Annotated in this window: 10 protein-coding genes; 5 read left to right on the top strand and 5 right to left on the bottom strand. The window is 71.6% G+C overall.

Annotated elements, in window-relative coordinates; translation table 11 throughout:
- Positions 1 to 43: 43 nt before the first annotated feature.
- From NGF19_RS17280 to hflX, 5 genes are all read left to right on the top strand, one after another.
- A complete protein-coding gene (locus NGF19_RS17280) occupies positions 44 to 571 on the top strand; it encodes a hypothetical protein (RefSeq protein ID WP_252425883.1) in 528 nt (175 codons plus the stop codon).
- A 198-nt stretch (positions 572 to 769) separates the two neighbouring features.
- Entirely contained in the window at positions 770 to 1,654 is an 885-nt protein-coding gene (gene dapF / locus NGF19_RS17275) for a diaminopimelate epimerase (RefSeq protein ID WP_252425838.1), read from the top strand.
- Between the two features lie 431 nt (positions 1,655 to 2,085).
- Positions 2,086 to 4,278, top strand: coding sequence for a RelA/SpoT family protein (locus NGF19_RS17270; protein WP_252425837.1), 2,193 nt, complete (start codon positions 2,086 to 2,088; stop codon positions 4,276 to 4,278).
- Between the two features lie 98 nt (positions 4,279 to 4,376).
- Positions 4,377 to 5,870 (top strand): M1 family metallopeptidase, encoded by a 1,494-nt coding sequence (locus tag NGF19_RS17265; protein WP_252425836.1) that lies wholly within the window; start codon positions 4,377 to 4,379, stop codon positions 5,868 to 5,870.
- Between the two features lie 182 nt (positions 5,871 to 6,052).
- The gene (gene hflX, locus NGF19_RS17260) at positions 6,053 to 7,543 is read left to right on the top strand and encodes a GTPase HflX (RefSeq protein ID WP_252425835.1); all 1,491 of its coding nucleotides are present in this window, start codon (positions 6,053 to 6,055) and stop codon (positions 7,541 to 7,543) included.
- A gap of 154 nt (positions 7,544 to 7,697) precedes the next feature.
- Here hflX and NGF19_RS17255 read toward each other — a convergent pair whose 3' ends face one another.
- From NGF19_RS17255 to NGF19_RS17235, 5 genes are all read right to left on the bottom strand, one after another.
- Entirely contained in the window at positions 7,698 to 8,930 is a 1,233-nt protein-coding gene (locus NGF19_RS17255) for a trypsin-like serine peptidase (protein WP_252425834.1), read from the bottom strand.
- A 116-nt stretch (positions 8,931 to 9,046) separates the two neighbouring features.
- Complete coding sequence (gene narI, locus NGF19_RS17250) at positions 9,047 to 9,817, bottom strand: respiratory nitrate reductase subunit gamma (protein WP_252425833.1); 771 nt, start codon at positions 9,815 to 9,817, stop codon at positions 9,047 to 9,049.
- Entirely contained in the window at positions 9,814 to 10,578 is a 765-nt protein-coding gene (gene narJ / locus NGF19_RS17245) for a nitrate reductase molybdenum cofactor assembly chaperone (protein WP_252425832.1), read from the bottom strand. Before narJ ends, narI begins: the two co-directional genes overlap by 4 nt.
- On the bottom strand, positions 10,575 to 12,143 hold the full coding sequence (narH, locus tag NGF19_RS17240) for a nitrate reductase subunit beta (protein WP_252425831.1): 1,569 nt from the start codon (positions 12,141 to 12,143) through the stop codon (positions 10,575 to 10,577). Before narH ends, narJ begins: the two co-directional genes overlap by 4 nt.
- 1 nt (position 12,144) lies before the next feature.
- Complete coding sequence (locus NGF19_RS17235; protein ID WP_252425830.1) at positions 12,145 to 15,843, bottom strand: nitrate reductase subunit alpha; 3,699 nt, start codon at positions 15,841 to 15,843, stop codon at positions 12,145 to 12,147.
- Positions 15,844 to 15,975 lie beyond the last annotated feature (132 nt).

The following is a 15,975-nucleotide window of genomic DNA, read 5'->3' as shown; positions in this document are numbered from 1 at the left end:
AGCGTCGATCGATCGAGTCCGAGAGTTGGGAGGGCGCGTGGCGATGGAGGCCGCCCCTCGTGACACCGCACACGGCACGGAGCACGGCATCGCGGAAGACGAGGACCAGCGGGGTCCCGACGGGTACGGACCGACCACCGACGGGGACCGGCTGAGCCCCGACGGTCCCGACGAGCAGACTCCGGACTCGGTGAGCGACGACGGCCCCGACGAGGACGAGCTGTCCTCCGGGCTCGAGGTCGAGGTCGAGTTGCGTCCGCAGCGCCGACTGCGGATCTGGCAGCTCGCCCCCATCGTGGGGCTGGCCGCGCTCGGCTCCCTGATGTTCGCCTTCCCGCTGGCCTTCGAGTTCGGCGACAGCGGTGCCGTGGTCGCCATGCTCGGCCTGCTGATCTGCTCCTGCGCGGCCGGTTGGGGCATGATGGCCGCCCGCCGCGTCGGCTACACCTGGCCGGGCCTGCCCCAGCGAGGCTCCGGCCGCCGCCCGGACTGGCGCGTCGTCCTGGCGTACGCCGTGGTGATGGCGGCGGTCGCGATCCTGGCGGTATGGCGCGTGGCCCGACTGCGCTGACCCCGACGCCTCGGGGCGCCTGAGGCCCCTGGCGGGTCCGGGAACCGTGGCGGCTGCGGCCTGTGGCTGCGGGGCCAGGCCGAAGGCGACCCCTGCGGCGGTGGTGGCGCGCACAGGGCCCGCCCCCGGGCGGACGAGGGCAATCATCAGGCGGCCCTGGCGGCACGCGGTGCCGTTCCGACCCCGTACGATCGTGGAATGAGCACGCGGATCGCCTTCCTCAAGGGGCACGGCACCGAGAACGACTTCGTGATCGTCCCGGACCCCGAGAACGCCGTCGACCTGTCCCCGGCCGCCGTCGCCGCCCTGTGCGACCGGCGCGCGGGCATCGGCGGTGACGGTGTGCTGCATGTCGTGCGCTCCGCCGCCCACCCCGAGGCCCGGGAGATGGCCGACGAGGCGGAGTGGTTCATGGACTACCGCAACGCGGACGGCTCGGTCGCCGAGATGTGCGGCAACGGCTCGCGGGTGTTCGCGCGCTACCTCCAGCGCGCCGGGCACGTGAGCGAGGGCGACGTTGCGATCGCCACCCGCGGCGGCGTGAAGACCGTCCACATCGCCAAGGCCGGGCCCGTCGGCGCGGGTGACATCACCGTCGGCATGGGCAAGGCGCTGCTGCCCGCCGGAGAGGTCACGGTGAGCGTCGGCGAGCGCGCCTGGCCCGCGCGCAACGTGAACATGGGCAACCCGCACGCGGTGGCCTTCGTCGACGACCTCGCGCACGCGGGCAACCTCTTCACCCCGCCGCTCTTCACCCCGGCATCGGCCTACCCGAACGGGGTGAACATCGAGTTCGTGGTCGACCGCGCCCCCCGGCACGTGGCGATGCGCGTCCACGAGCGCGGCTCCGGCGAGACCCGCTCCTGCGGCACGGGCGCCTGCGCGGTGGCCGTCGCCACGGCCCGCCGCGACGGCGTGGACCCGGCGGTGACGGGCACCCCGGTGACGTACACCGTGGACGTCCCCGGCGGCACGCTGGTGATCACCGAACATCCGGACGGCGAGATCGAGATGACAGGCCCGGCGGTGATCGTCGCCGAGGGCGAGATCGACGCCGACTGGCTGGCCTCCGCCACCCGCTGACCGGAGCTGCTACGTGAACTCGCGCCGCCACAGGGCACTTTGGGGGGCGAACAGGCGGCGCGCCGAAGCACGGTGTGGCACGCGGAGGGCGATCGTCCGCGGTCAGGGCTGGCCGGAAACCGCGGTCGGCCGCCCCGGTCCGTCGCTCCGTATCGCAGCTTCCGGCCGCCTCGGACGCCGTGATCCGCAGCCCGGGGCGCGGGGAGAGGTACGAATCGACGGTCCGCGTCCGTTCCCCTGGCGCGATTCCGTAAACCTTCGGACGTTCGCTCGAATGGGTGATCCGGTTCCTCCTCGGCGAGAGCCGGTCGGGCGGGCGTGATGGGCTCGATAGCATCAAGCACCGGCCCGGACGGGGGACCGTCGCCATCCCCGCGCCGTGTCTGCCATGGGGCACTCCGTCCACCGGTCCACGCAGCCGGAGGTGCCCAATGAGTGCGGAGGCCACGAACCCTGCCACCCCCGTCCCCGTGACGCCCGGGGTGTACCGCAGGAAGAGCCGTCCCCGGATCGACCTGCGCCGTCTCGGCCGGGCCGCCCTGCTCGGCTCCGCCACCCGCGACCGGCTGCCCGACGCCATCGGCCACGTCGCCGAGGCGCACCGCGCCCACCACCCCGACGCCGACCTCGAACCGCTGCGTCGCGCCTATCTGTTGGCCGAGTCCTCGCACCGCGGCCAGATGCGCAAGAGCGGTGAGCCGTACATCACCCACCCCCTCGCGGTGACCCTGATCCTCGCCGAACTCGGCGCGGAGACCACCACGTTGACCGCCTCCCTGCTGCACGACACCGTCGAGGACACCGAGGTGACCCTCGACCAGGTGCGCGCGGAGTTCGGCGAGGAGGTGCGCTATCTCGTCGACGGCGTCACCAAGTTGGAGAAGGTCGACTACGGCGCGGCGGCCGAACCCGAGACCTTCCGCAAGATGCTGGTCGCCACGGGCAACGACGTCCGGGTGATGTCGATCAAGCTGGCCGACCGGCTGCACAACATGCGCACGCTCGGCGTGATGCGCCCCGAGAAGCAGGAACGCATCGCCAAGGTCACCCGCGACGTGCTCATCCCGCTCGCCGAACGCCTCGGCGTCCAGGCGCTCAAGACCGAACTCGAGGACCTCGTCTTCGCGATCCTGCGCCCCGAGGACTATCAGCGCACCAGAGAGCTGATCGCGGAGAACAGGGCGCACGGCGACGACCCGCTCACCGAGACGGCCGAGGAGGTGCGTACGGTCCTGCGCGAGGCCGGTATCCCCTCCGAAGTCCTCATCCGGCCACGGCACTTCGTCTCCGTCCACCGCATCTCCCGCACCCGGGGCCCGCTGCGCGGCGCGGACTTCGGACGTCTGCTGGTGCTCGTGAACGACGACGCCGACTGCTACGGCGTGCTCGGCGAACTGCACACGTGCATGACCCCGGTGGTCTCGGAGTTCAAGGACTTCATCGCCGTCCCCAAGTTCAACCTCTACCAGTCCCTGCACACCGCCGTCGCGCGCAAGGACGGCGAGGTCGCCGAAGTCCTCATCCGCACCCACCAGATGCACAAGGTCGCCGAGGCCGGAGTGATCGCGCTCGGCAACCCCTACGCCCCCGGGTCCGAGGACCCGTCCGACGGCGAGCGCGCCGACCCCACCCGCCCCGGCTGGCTCTCCCGGCTCCTCGCATGGCAGGAAGCGGCCCCGGACACCGACACGTTCTGGTCGACGCTGCGCCAGGACCTGGCCCAGGACCGGGAGATCACCGTGTTCCGCCCCGACGGGGGAACGCTCGGGCTCCCGGCGGGCGCGAGTTGCGTGGACGCGGCGTACGCCCAGTACGGCGAGGACGGGCACGCGTGCATCGGCGCCCGCGTCAACGGCCGCCTCGTGACGCTGAGTACGGTCCTGAAGGACGGCGACACCGTCCAGCTCCTCATGGGCCAGGACCCGGCCTCCGAGCCCTCCCGCGAGTGGCTGGACCACGCGCACACGCCCGCCGCGCGCATCGCCATCCAGCGCTGGCTGACGGCGCATCCGCTGCCCGGAGACCCGGCCGAGGGCGCGTCGGAACCGGGTGTGGCACGGCCCCGCGCCGGAGCCGCCGCGTACACGGGCGCGCCCGGTCCCGCCGCGCGCCGACCGGCGCTTCCCGCGCGCCCCACTCCGGACGCCCCGGACGCGCCCGGCCCGCGCGACGCCAACGCGGTCGTCGATCTGCCCGGCGCCTCCGTACGTCTCGCGGGCTGCTGTACGCCCGTACCGCCCGACGAGGTCACCGGATTCGCCGTGCGTGGCGGCGTGGTGACGGTCCATCGCGTCGAATGCGCCGGAGTGGCGTGCATGAAGAGCACGGGGCGCGCGGAGATCGGCGTGCACTGGGGCGACACCACCGAGTGCCGGGTGACGCTCGTCGCCGAGTCCTTCGGGCGCCCGCATCTCCTCGCCGACCTCACCGAGGCCATCGCCCTGGAGAACGTCGCGATCGTCTCCGCCACCGTCGAACCCCCCAGCCAGCAACGGGTCCGGCACACCTACACCCTCCAACTCCCCGACGCCGCCCACCTGCCGACCCTGATGCGCGCAATGCGCAACGTCCCCGGCGTGTTCGACGTGAGCAGGGCCCAACACCCGGCGGCGGCAGCCCACTAGAGACCCACTCGGGCGGCAGCCCACCAGAGACCCACTCGTTCGGGTGGAACGGCGCGCGTCGTCACCGCGGGGCCGGTGCGCGCTGGTAGCCGTGGTCCATGCCGCAGACCCCCCGTTCCGTGATCCCTCGTGCCCGGCGTGCCAGGGCGGCCCTGCTCGCCTCCGCCGTCTCCGTCTGCCTGATCGCCGCGAGCGCCCCCACCTCCGCCCACCCCCAGGGCATCGGTGACCGGCTCTTCCCGACGCTCGGCAACCCCGGCTACGACGTGGGCGCGTACGACCTGTCCTTCACCTATCCCGGCCGCAACGACAAGCCGCTCACCGCCGTCACCACCGTGCTCGCCCGCGCCACCGAGCCCCTGGAGCGCGTCAACCTCGACTTCGCCCGCGGCACCGTGCGGTCCGTGGACGTCAACGGCCTGCCCGCGGACTTCACCAGGACCGGGGAGGACCTGGTGATCACCCCGTCCGTGCCGATCCCCGAGGGCGGCACCCTGCGGATCACCGTGCGCCACACCAGCGACCCCGTGTCCCCCAAGGGCAGGGACGGCGGCTGGGTACGGACCGACGACGGGCTGGCGATGGCCAACCAGGCCGACGCCGCCCACCTGGTCTTCCCGTGCAACGACCACCCCTCCGACAAGGCGATGTTCACCATCCGCGTCACCGCGCCGAACGGCTACACGGCCGTGGCGAACGGCCTCCCGGCCGGGGTCCGGCGCGCCGCGCAGTCCACCACCTGGACGTATCGCACCGCCCACCCCATGGCCACCGAACTCGCCCAGGTCTCCATCGGCCGCAGCGCCGTGACGCGACACCAGGGGCCGCACGGGCTGCCCCTGCGCGATGTCGTCCCCGCCCAGGACCGCGAGGCCCTCGCGCCGTGGCTGAAGAAGACCTCCGGGCAGGTCGCCTGGCTGGAGAGCAAGGTCGGCCCGTACCCCTTCGAGCGCTACGGGCTGCTGATCGTCCGGGCGAAGACCGGGTTCGAACTCGAGACGCAGACGCTCTCCCTCTTCGAGAAGCGCCTGTTCACCGAGCCCGCCTACCCGAAGTGGTACGTCGAGTCGCTCATGGTGCACGAGCTGTCCCACCAGTGGTTCGGTGACAGCGTCTCCCCGCACACGTGGTCCGACCTGTGGCTCAACGAGGGACACGCCACCTGGTACGAGTCCCTGTACGTCCAGGAGACCGCGCACCGCCCCATGGAGAAGCGGATGAAGGCGGCGTACGGCCTCTCCGACTACTGGCGTGTCACGGGCGGCCCTCCCGCGGCGCCCAAGGGACCCAAGCCCGGCCAGAAGATCAGCATCTTCCGCCCCAACGTGTACGACGGCGGCGCGCTCGTCCTGTACGCGCTGCGCCAGGAGATCGGCGCCCCCGCCTTCGAACGGCTGGAGCGGGCCTGGGTCGGGCTGCACCGCGACAGCTCCGCGACCACCGCCGACTTCGAGCGCCTGGCGTCCCGGACGGCGGGGCGCGACCTGAGCGCGTTCTTCGAGGGCTGGCTCCACGGCAGGAAGACCCCGCCGATGCCGGGGCACCCGGACTGGAAGAGCAGCGCCACCCCGCCGCCCCCCGTGCGGCGGTAACCCGGATGACGAGACGGGCCGTGCCGTGCGACCATCGTCAGGTCGGCGACGCGGCCCGCGGGGCCGGGGTGACCGGGAATCTCCGGGGGTACCCGAGCGTTGTCACAGGAGACGAGTCCCGCAGGCCCGCAGCGGCTCGCGGCTCGTCACCGCCAACGGAACCCCTTCGACGTAAGGACCCAATGACCTCCTCTTCTTCCCCTTCCCAGGACACCAAGCGCTTCGCGCGCACCACCACCGAGGGTCTTCGGGCCGATGCCCTGATGGAAGAGGACGTCGCCTGGAGCCACGAGATCGACGGAGAGCGGGACGGCGACCAGTTCGACCGCTCCGAGCGGGCGGCGCTGCGCCGTGTCGCGGGCCTCTCCACCGAACTCGAGGACGTCACCGAGGTCGAGTACCGCCAGCTCCGCCTGGAGCGCGTGGTGCTCGTCGGGGTGTGGACCTCGGGGACCGTGCAGGACGCGGACAACTCCCTCGCCGAGCTGGCGGCCCTCGCGGAGACCGCGGGCGCGGTCGTGCTCGACGGTGTGATCCAGCGCCGTGACAAGCCGGACGCGGCGACCTACATCGGGTCCGGCAAGGCCACGGAGCTGCGGGACATCGTCCTCGAGACCGGCGCCGACACGGTCGTCTGCGACGGTGAGCTGAGCCCCGGCCAGCTCATCCACCTCGAAGACGTCGTCAAGGTCAAGGTCATCGACCGTACGGCCCTGATCCTCGACATCTTCGCCCAGCACGCCAAGTCCCGTGAGGGCAAGGCCCAGGTCGCGCTCGCGCAGATGCAGTACATGCTGCCGAGGCTGCGCGGCTGGGGTCAGTCGCTGTCCCGGCAGATGGGCGGCGGCAGCGGCGGCCTGGCGACCCGTGGTCCCGGTGAGACCAAGATCGAGACGGACCGGCGGCGGATCCGCGAGAAGATGGCGAAGATGCGCCGGGAGATCGCGGAGATGAAGACCGGCCGCGAGATCAAGCGCCAGGAGCGCCGCCGTCACAAGGTGCCCTCGGTCGCCATCGCGGGCTACACCAACGCGGGCAAGTCCTCCCTGCTCAACCGCCTCACCGGCGCGGGCGTCCTGGTCGAGAACGCGCTGTTCGCGACCCTGGACCCCACCGTGCGCCGGGCCGAGACCCCGAGCGGGCGGCTGTACACGCTCGCGGACACCGTCGGCTTCGTCCGGCATCTGCCGCACCACCTGGTCGAGGCGTTCCGCTCCACGATGGAGGAGGTCGGCGACTCCGACCTGATCCTGCACGTGGTGGACGGCTCGCATCCGGTGCCGGAAGAGCAGCTCGCCGCCGTGCGCGAGGTGATCAGGGATGTCGGCGCCACCGATGTCCCCGAGATCGTCGTGATCAACAAGGCGGACGCGGCCGACCCGCTGGTCCTCCAGCGGCTCCAGCGCAACGAGAAGCGCTCCATCGTCGTCTCGGCCCGCAGCGGCCAGGGCATCGACGAACTGCTCGCGCTCATCGACGCCGAGCTGCCGCGGCCCTCGGTCGAGATCGAGGCCGTCGTGCCGTACACGCACGGCCGACTGGTGGCCCGCGCCCACTCCGAGGGCGAGGTGATCTCCGAGGAGCACACCCCGGAGGGCACGCTGCTCAAGGCGCGGGTGCACGAGGAACTGGCCGCGGAACTGGCGCCGTACACGCCCGCAGCCGCGCTCTGACCCACCACCCGCTCACGAAGAAGGCCCGCCCCCGAGGGACGGGCCTTCTTCACGGATCAAGCGCGTCGAGCGCGTCAGGCGTCACGCATCGAGCGCGTCGAGCGTCGAGCGTCACGCTTCAAGGTCGTCGAGCGTCACGCATCGAGCGGCAGCGTCACCGCCCCGCGAACTTCTTGCTGACCGAGTCGTAGACGCCCTTGGCCACCGGGCCGAGCCGCGGACCGGCCAGCCAGCCTGCCTGCACCGGGCCGATCGAGGTGTTGGAGACCAGCGCGGGCTTGCCGTCCGCGCCCGTCTCCACCCAGCCGCCGCCGGACGAGCCGCCCGTCATGGTGCAGCCGACGCGGTACATCGTCGGGTCCGTCCGCACGATCGAGAGGCGGCCCGGCTTGTCCTGGCACTGGTAGAGCGTCTGGCCGTCGTACGGCGCCGCCGCCGGGTAGCCGGTCGCCGTGATACTGGCGGCCTTCGGCACGGCGGGCGCGTTGAAGTTCACCGGAAGCGCCGAACCGACGGTCTCCTCGAGGGACTTGCCGTCGCCGCCCTTCTCCGGCGTCACATGGATGACGGCGTAGTCGTACGCCGCGCCGTCGCCGCCGGTCTCGCCGCCCTGCTCGATCCACTGGTCCGAGGTCTGGGCCCAGTCACCCCACCAGACGCCGTACGGGGCGATCTCCTCCCGCGGCGCGCTCTTCAACGCCGCCGTCGGCTTACCGGAGTTGTTGTACGACGGCACGAACGCGATGTTGCGGTACCAGCCGCCCTTCTTGCCGGCGTGCACACAGTGACCGGCGGTCCACACGAGGTTGGACTTGCCCGGGTGCGCCGGGTCCTGGACGACGGTCGCGGAGCAGACCATCGTGCCCTTGGGGGAGTCGAAGAACACCTTGCCGGCCGTCGGCGCGTTCTGGTGGTACGACGCCGCGACGGCCCGTGCCTTCACCGGGACAGGGGTCGGATCCGTGACGCCCTGGTCGCCCGAGAGGTCGTTGTCGTCGACGCCCTTGTCCTTGTCCGGGTCCTCGGCCCGGCGCATCCGGTCCGGGTCCCACAGGCCCTTGATGATCGGGTTGATGTATTCGTCCGCCTCGCGCAGCCAGTCGTCCTTGTCCCAGTTCTTCCAGGCGCCGTTCTTCCACTTGTCGATGTCGATCCCGTGCTCCTTGAGCTTCTGCTTCAGCTCGTCCGGGATCTTGATCTTGTCGTTGCCCGCCGTGGACGCCACCGGGGCGGGCTTGCCCTCCGCGTCGGCGTCGCCGTCCGGACCGCACGCGGTCGTGGTGAACGTCAGCGCCGCGGCGAGGCCGACTGCCGCCAGCACGGGGGAGGTTCGACGGCGCACGCTCCCTTCTCGGCGGGCGGCGAAGAGTGGGCGTATGGGTCGCATGGTGTGAACTCCCCCTGGGATGAACCTGTGTGGGCACCACACACGATGATGCTGTGTGGGCACCACACACTATGCGGTCGGTGTGGGGGACTTCAGGCCGTACGGCAACGGTTCCGCTACAGGTGATCGGCCCGGGGCACGGAGGCCGCGGTGCCGCGCGAGACGGGCGGCGGGGTCGTGGCACGCCTCCGGTAGACCAGGTAGGGGCGGACGAGATAGCCGATCGGGGCGCTCCACACATGGACGAGGCGGGTGAACGGCCAGGCCGCGAAGAGCAGACAGGCGGTCAGCGCGTGGAGCTGGAACAGCAGCGGGGCGTCGCTGATCGCCTCGGGCCGTGGCTGGAGGCCGAAGATCCCGCGGAACCAGACGGAGACGGTGGCGCGGTAGTCGTAGCCGGGGCCGACGAGGTTGTGCGCGGCGGTGGCCGCGATGCCGAGCAGGACGGTGGCCGACAGCAGCGGGAAGAGCAGCTTGTCGCTGCGGTCGGTGCCCAGCCGGATCCGCCGGGTCAACAGGCGGCGGGCGCACAGCATGCCGAGCCCGGCGACCATGGCGGTGCCCGCGACCGAGCCCGCCCACACCGCCGTGGTGTGGTAGGCGTGTTCACCGATTCCGGCGGCCTCGGTCCAGGAGGCGGGCACGGCCAGGCCCACCACATGCCCGGCGATCACCATGAAGGCGCCGAGGTGGAACAGTGGGCTGCCCCAGCGCAGCCAGCGGTGCTCAAGGAGTTGGCTGGTGTGGGTGGTCCAGCCGAACTGGTCGTGCCGGTAGCGCCAGACGTGCCCGACGGCGAACACGGCCAGACAGATGTAGGGGACGGCGACCCACAGCAGCAGATCGCCTCCGCTCGCGGCGGCCAAGGGGTGTCCCGTGGTGCTCATCGGGGGCCTTCCGGGGGTGAGAGGGGCGGCATGAGGGTGGGCGGGGCCGGGTGCGGCGGGACGAAGGTGCCCGGCGGCGCGAACTCACCTGCCCCGTACGGGTCGAGGCCGACGTCCTCCTGCGGCGGGCCCTGCGCGGCCAGTTCGGCCACGGCCGCGAGGTCCGCCTCGGTGGGCGGGGGCAACAGGGCGAGCAGCGCGGAGAGGACGTGCCGGTAGGGCGAATCGGCGTCGGTCAGCGCGTGCTGGATCAGCTCCAGGCCCCGTCGGTGCTGCCGCAGCGGTGCCTCGCCTGTGCGGTGCCCGGCGAGGGCGGCGAACTCCAGGACGACCGGGAGGTGGTCGGGCAGTTCACCGCCGGCGCTCTCCCAACCCGAGGCCCGGTAGCGCTGGGCCAGGGCGAGCAGGGCCATGCCGCGGCGCCGGGTGTCGCCGTGCAGGTAGTAGGTGAGGTAGAGGCTGCTCCGGCGGCGCAGGTCGAACGTCTCGACGTAGTGCCGCTCCAGGGCCTGGGGTTCCTGGTCGGTGAACCAGGCGGTGAAGGCGGCCAGGTGCTCGGCCGACGGGGACGGCGCCAGTGCCTCGACGGTGGTGGTCAACACCGGCCGGGCGGTGGCCAGTTCGGCGTCCGGGTACTGCAGCAGCAGTGAGCACAGCCGGAGCAGCAGGGCGCGTTCCTCGGCCTCCTCGGGTGTGAGCCGGGCCGGGCGGCGCGCGGCTGCCCGCAGACGGGTGCGGTCGGGGGCGGGCCGCGGACTCATGCGTGCTCTCCGGTGGATGCGTCGGGCGGACGGTGGCGCTGAGTGGGGATGCCGAGCATGACGCGGCGGCCCCCGGCGGACCCGGGATCGCCGGAGGACTCCACCGGGCAGCGGTTCTCCAGGGCGGTCAGCGCGGCGGCGTCCTCCTGGTGGGCGGCCGGAACGACGTACCGCTCCCGGTACTTGGCCACCGCGAGCAGCCGGTGCAGGTCCTCGCCCTCCCGTGCGGTGAGGCCGACCGCCTTGAGGACGGCCTCGTCGCCCGCCTCGCCCAGCGAGCGTGCGCGCATGTACGAGCGCAGTGCGGTGAGCTTCATCAGCACCCCGGCGACGATGTCCGTGTCCCCGGCGGTGAACAGGTTCGCCAAGTAGTCGAGGGGGATGCGCAGTCGGGTGACGGCGGCGAAGACATGGTCGGGGTCGTCCTGGTCACCGCCCGCCCCGCTGACGGCGTCGAGGATCGGGGAGAGCGGGGGGACGTACCAGACCATCGGCAGGGTGCGGTACTCCGGATGCAGCGGCAGCGCCACCTTGTACCGCGACACGAGGTCGTACACAGGGGAGCGGCGGGCGGCGTCCAGCCAGTCCTCGGGGATGCCCGACTCCCGTGCGGCGGCCCGGACTTCAGGGTCGTGCGGGTCGAGGAAGACGCCCCGCTGGGCCTCCAGCAGGTCCCGCTCGTCGGGGGTGGCCGCCGCCTCGCCGACCCGGTCGGCGTCGTAGAGCAGCAGCCCGAGGTAGCGCAGCCGTCCGACACAGGTCTCGGAGCACACGGTGGGCAGGCCCGCCTCGATACGCGGGAAGCAGAAGGTGCACTTCTCGGCCTTGCCGGTGGCGTGGTTGACGTAGACCTTCTTGTACGGACACGCGGTCACGCACATCCGCCAGCCGCGGCAGCGGTTCTGGTCGACCAGGACGATGCCGTCCTCGACCCGCTTGTACATCGCGCCCGACGGACACGCCGAGACACAGGCCGGGTTGAGGCAGTGCTCGCACAGCCGCGGCAGATGGAACAGGAAGGTCTGCTCGAACTCGAACCGCACCCGCTCCGCCCATTCGCCAGTCAAGTTCGGGTCGCCGCCCGCGTGTTCGGGGGCACCGCCGAGACCGTCCTCCCAGTTGGCGCCCCAGGTGATCGCCGTCGGCTCGCCGGTGAGGGCCGAGCGGGGGCGGGCGACCGGGGCGTCCGGTCCGGCGGGCGCGCTCACCAGGTTGTCGTAGTCGTACGTCACCGGCTCGTAGTAGTCCTCGATGCCCGGCAGATCGGGGTTGGCGAACAGCGACAGCAGCCGCTCGGCCCGGCCGCCCGAGCGCAGCACCAGCCTGCCCTTCGCGTCGAGCGTCCAGCCGCCCTTCCAGCGCTCCTGGTCCTCGTAGCGGCGCGGATAGCCGACACCCGGTTTGGTCTCGACGTTGTTGAACCAGGCGTACTCGACGCCGGGCCGGTTGGTCCACGTCTGCTTGCAGGTGACCGAACACGTATGACAGCCGATGCACTTGTCGAGGTTCATCACCATCGCGATCTGTGCCATCACGTGTCCGATAGTGGCTTCGCCACGGGGCATGTCAGTACTCCACGTCCTGCGAGCGACGCCGGATCACGGTGACCTCGTCGCGTTGGTTGCCGGTCGGGCCGTAGTAGTTGAAGGCGTAGGTGAACTGCGCGTAGCCGCCCGCGAGATGGGTGGGCTTGAGCAGCAGCCGGGTCAGGGAGTTGTGGACGCCGCCGCGCCGCCCGGTGACCTCGGCCTTCGGGACGTTCACCGTGCGGTCCTTGGCGTGGTACATGTACACCGTGCCCTCGGGCATCCGGTGCGTGACCACGGCGCGGGCGACGACGACGCCGTTGCGGTTGTACGCCTCGATCCATTCGTTGTCCCGTACGCCGATCTTCTCGGCGTCGGCGGTGGACATCCAGATCACGGGCCCGCCGCGGGAGAGCGCGAGCATATAGGCGTTGTCCTGGTACTCGGAGTGGATCGACCACTTGGAGTGCGGCGTCAGATAGCGGACGGTCACCTCGGCGCGGCCCGCGTCGTGCAGGTGCTCGTCGCCGTAGTGCCGCGGTGCGTTCAACGGCGGCCGGTAGACCGGCAGTTGCTCACCGAGTTCGGCGATCCAGTCATGGGCGACGAAGAAGTGCTGGCGGCCGGTGAGGGTGTGCCAGGGCTTCTTGTGCTCGACGTTGATGACGAACGGCGAGTAGCGGCGCCCGCCGGTCTCCGAGCCCGACCACTCGTACGATGTCATGACGGCACGCGGCTGCGTGCGGGTGTCGGCGAAGGTGATCCGCTCGGCCTCGCGTTCGGCGGCGAGCGCGGCCAGCCCCTCGCTGCCGGTGCGCCGCTCCAGCTCCCTGAACCCCTCGGTCGCCAGGCGCCCGTTGGTGGTGCCGGACAGGGCCAGGATCGCCTCGCACATGTCGCTGGCGGTGGCCAGCGAGGGACGGCCCTCGGCGATCCCCTCGCGGACGGTGCCGCAGCGGTGCCGCAAATCCTCGATCTCCCGGCCGGGTCGGACCGTGACGCCCTTGGTGGTCGTCCCGAGCGTGTCGAGCAGGGGGCCGACGGCACGCATCTTCTGGGCGACGGCCGCGTAGTCCCGCTCGACGGTGACCAACTTGGGCATGGTGCGGCCCGGGACCGGCGCGCACTCCCCGGCCCGCCAGTCGCGAACGACCCCGCCGGGCTGGGCGAGTTCGTCGGGAGTGTCGTGCGCCAGGGGCACGGCCAGGACGTCGGTCCGGGTGCCGAGGTGCTCGGCGGCCAGCTCGCTGAACCGGTCGGCGATCGTGAGGAACGTGTCGTAGTCCGTACGCGCCTGCCAGGGCGGGGCGATGGCCGGAGTGAAGGCGTGCACGAAGGGGTGCATGTCGGTGGACGACAGATCGTCCTTCTCGTACCAGGTCGCGGCCGGCAGGACGACATCGGCGAGCAGACCGGTGGAGGTCATCCGGAAGTCCATCGCGACCAGCAGATCGAGCTTGCCCTCGGGCGCCTCCTCGCGCCACACCACGTCCTTCGGACGGGCCTCGGGCGGCGCCTCCGCGCCGCGTACGGCGCTGTCGGTACCGAGGAGATGACGCAGGAAGTACTCGTTGCCCTTGCCCGAGGAGCCGAACAGATTGGCCCGCCACACCGTCAGCACACGCGGGAAGTTGGCGGGGTTGTCGGGGTCCTCGACCGCGAACTTCAGCCGCCCCGCCGTGAGTTCGTCCACGATGTGCTCGGCGACCGGCCGCCCCCGCGCGGCGGCCTCGTCGGCGAGGTCGAGCGGGTTGCGGTCGAAGCCGGGGTGGCCGGGCGTCCAGCCCAGCCGGACGGCCTGCGCGAGACAGTCCGCGAACGCCTTGCCCCGGAAGCGGCCCGCCCCCAGCGGAGACGCCAACTCGTCGGGCCCGAAGGCCTCGTAGCGCCACTGGTCGGTGGCGAGATACCAGTACGAGGTGCCGGCCATGTGCCGGGTGGGGCGCTGCCAGTCGAAGGCGAAGGCCAGATGCTGGAGCCCGGTGATCGGGCGGACCTTCTCCTGGCCGACGTAGTGCGCCCAGCCGCCGCCGTTGACGCCCTGGCAGCCGGTCATCGTCGTCAGCGCGAGGAACGCCCGGTAGATGGTGTCGGAGTGGAACCAGTGGTTCGTGCCCGCGCCCATTGCGATCATCGAACGGCCTTGTGTGCGCTCGGCGTTGCGGGCGAACTCACGGGCGATCCGCGCGGCCTGCGCGGCCGGGACGGAGGTGATCGTCTCCTGCCAGGCCGGGGTGTACGGCTGCTCGGCGTCGTCGTACGAGGACGGCCAGGCACCCGGCAGACCCGGGCGCCCCACACCGTACTGGGCCAGCATCAGATCGAAGACCGTGGTGACGAGACGGCCGCCGACCCGGCGGACCGGAACACCGCGGACCAGCGCCGAACCGCCTTCCGTGGCACCCTCGTCGAACCGGGGCAGCGCCACGGTCACCCGGTCCTCGGCCCGCTCCAGCAGGCTCAACTCCGGTACGACATCCCCGAGATCGAGGTTCCAGCGGCCCTCGCCCTCCGGACCCCAGCGGAAGCCGAGCGAACCGTTCGGGACGACCGGCTCACCCGTGGCACCGTCCAGCAGGACCGTCTTCGACTCGGCGTGCTCACCGCTGTCCCCGAGATCCGCGGCGGTCAGGAAGCCGTCCGGCACCAGGTGCTCCCCGTGCTGACGCAGCGTCACGAGGAAGGGTGCGTCCGTGTACGTGCGCAAGTAGTCCCGGAAGTACGGCACTTCACGGTCCACGAGGAACTCGCGCAGGATCACATGCCCCATGGCCATCGCCAACGCGCCGTCTGTGCCCGGATGCGGGGCGAGCCACTCGTCGGCGAACTTCACGTTGTCGGCGTAGTCGGGACTGACCGCGACGACCTTGGTGCCGTTGTAGCGGGTCTCGGTGAGGAAGTGCGCGTCGGGCGTGCGGGTCACCGGGATGTTGGAACCCCACATCACCAGATAGCCCGCGTTCCACCAGTCGGCCGCCTCGGGAACGTCCGTCTGGTCGCCGAAGACCTGCGGGGAGGCCACGGGAAGGTCGGCGTACCAGTCGTAGAACGACAGCAGCGTGCCGCCGATCAGCGACATGAAGCGGGCGCCCGCGGCGAAGGACGCCATCGACATCGCCGGGATCGGCGAGAACCCCGCCACCCGGTCCGGGCCGTACGCCTTGATCGTGTGCACCTGCGCGGCGGCCACCAGCTCGGCGACCTCGTCCCAGTCGGCGCGCACCAGCCCGCCCTTGCCGCGCGCCCGCTTGTAGGCGCGGGCCTTCGCCGGGTCACCGGTGATCTCGGCCCAGGCCGCCACCGGATCGCCGAGCCGCTGGCGCGCCTCGCGCCACAGCTTCAGCAACGCGCCCCGGACGTACGGGTATCGGACTCTGCTGGGCGAGTACGTGTACCAGGAGAACGACGCACCGCGCGGGCAGCCACGAGGCTCGTACTCGGGACAGTCCGTGCCGATCGACGGGTAGTCGGTGGCCTGGTGCTCCCAGGTGATGATGCCGTCCTTGACGTACACCATCCAGGAGCAGGACCCCGTGCAGTTGACGCCATGGGTGGAGCGAACCACCTTGTCGTGCGCCCAGCGCCCGCGGTAGAAGCCCTCCCACGCCGGATCGCCCGCGCCGAAGACAGCGCGCCCGTCGGCCGAGACCTCGCGACGGGTCAACAGCCTGCGGGCGGTGAGCGGCCAGCCTTCGGTGGTGCGCCGCTTGGGGTCGGGCGCGGTTGTGTCGTTCTCCATGGACCCGCACGCTAGGTCCCGCCGCGGTGGCGAGCCTGGGGCCGAACGGCCCCGGCGAACAGCCCGTCGGCCCCGGCCGATCGCTCCGATCGGCACTCAAGCCACCGGAGCGAAGGGGTAGTTGCTGCTCAT

This window comes from Streptomyces macrolidinus, assembly GCF_023887685.1.
GTDB classification, from domain to species: Bacteria; Actinomycetota; Actinomycetes; order Streptomycetales; family Streptomycetaceae; genus Streptomyces; species Streptomyces macrolidinus.
The sequence above is the reverse complement of the archived record's forward strand: the minus strand, read 5'-3'. Positions and strand labels throughout refer to the sequence as shown.

Coding starts and splice junctions, on each gene's coding strand:
- NGF19_RS17280 (WP_252425883.1), top strand. CDS start 44: ATGGAGGCCGCCCCTCGTGACACCGCACACGGCACGGAGCACGGCATC.
- dapF (WP_252425838.1), top strand. CDS start 770: ATGAGCACGCGGATCGCCTTCCTCAAGGGGCACGGCACCGAGAACGAC.
- NGF19_RS17270 (WP_252425837.1), top strand. CDS start 2,086: ATGAGTGCGGAGGCCACGAACCCTGCCACCCCCGTCCCCGTGACGCCC.
- NGF19_RS17265 (WP_252425836.1), top strand. CDS start 4,377: ATGCCGCAGACCCCCCGTTCCGTGATCCCTCGTGCCCGGCGTGCCAGG.
- hflX (WP_252425835.1), top strand. CDS start 6,053: ATGACCTCCTCTTCTTCCCCTTCCCAGGACACCAAGCGCTTCGCGCGC.
- NGF19_RS17255 (WP_252425834.1), bottom strand. CDS start 8,930: ATGCGACCCATACGCCCACTCTTCGCCGCCCGCCGAGAAGGGAGCGTG.
- narI (WP_252425833.1), bottom strand. CDS start 9,817: ATGAGCACCACGGGACACCCCTTGGCCGCCGCGAGCGGAGGCGATCTG.
- narJ (WP_252425832.1), bottom strand. CDS start 10,578: ATGAGTCCGCGGCCCGCCCCCGACCGCACCCGTCTGCGGGCAGCCGCG.
- narH (WP_252425831.1), bottom strand. CDS start 12,143: ATGCCCCGTGGCGAAGCCACTATCGGACACGTGATGGCACAGATCGCG.
- NGF19_RS17235 (WP_252425830.1), bottom strand. CDS start 15,843: ATGGAGAACGACACAACCGCGCCCGACCCCAAGCGGCGCACCACCGAA.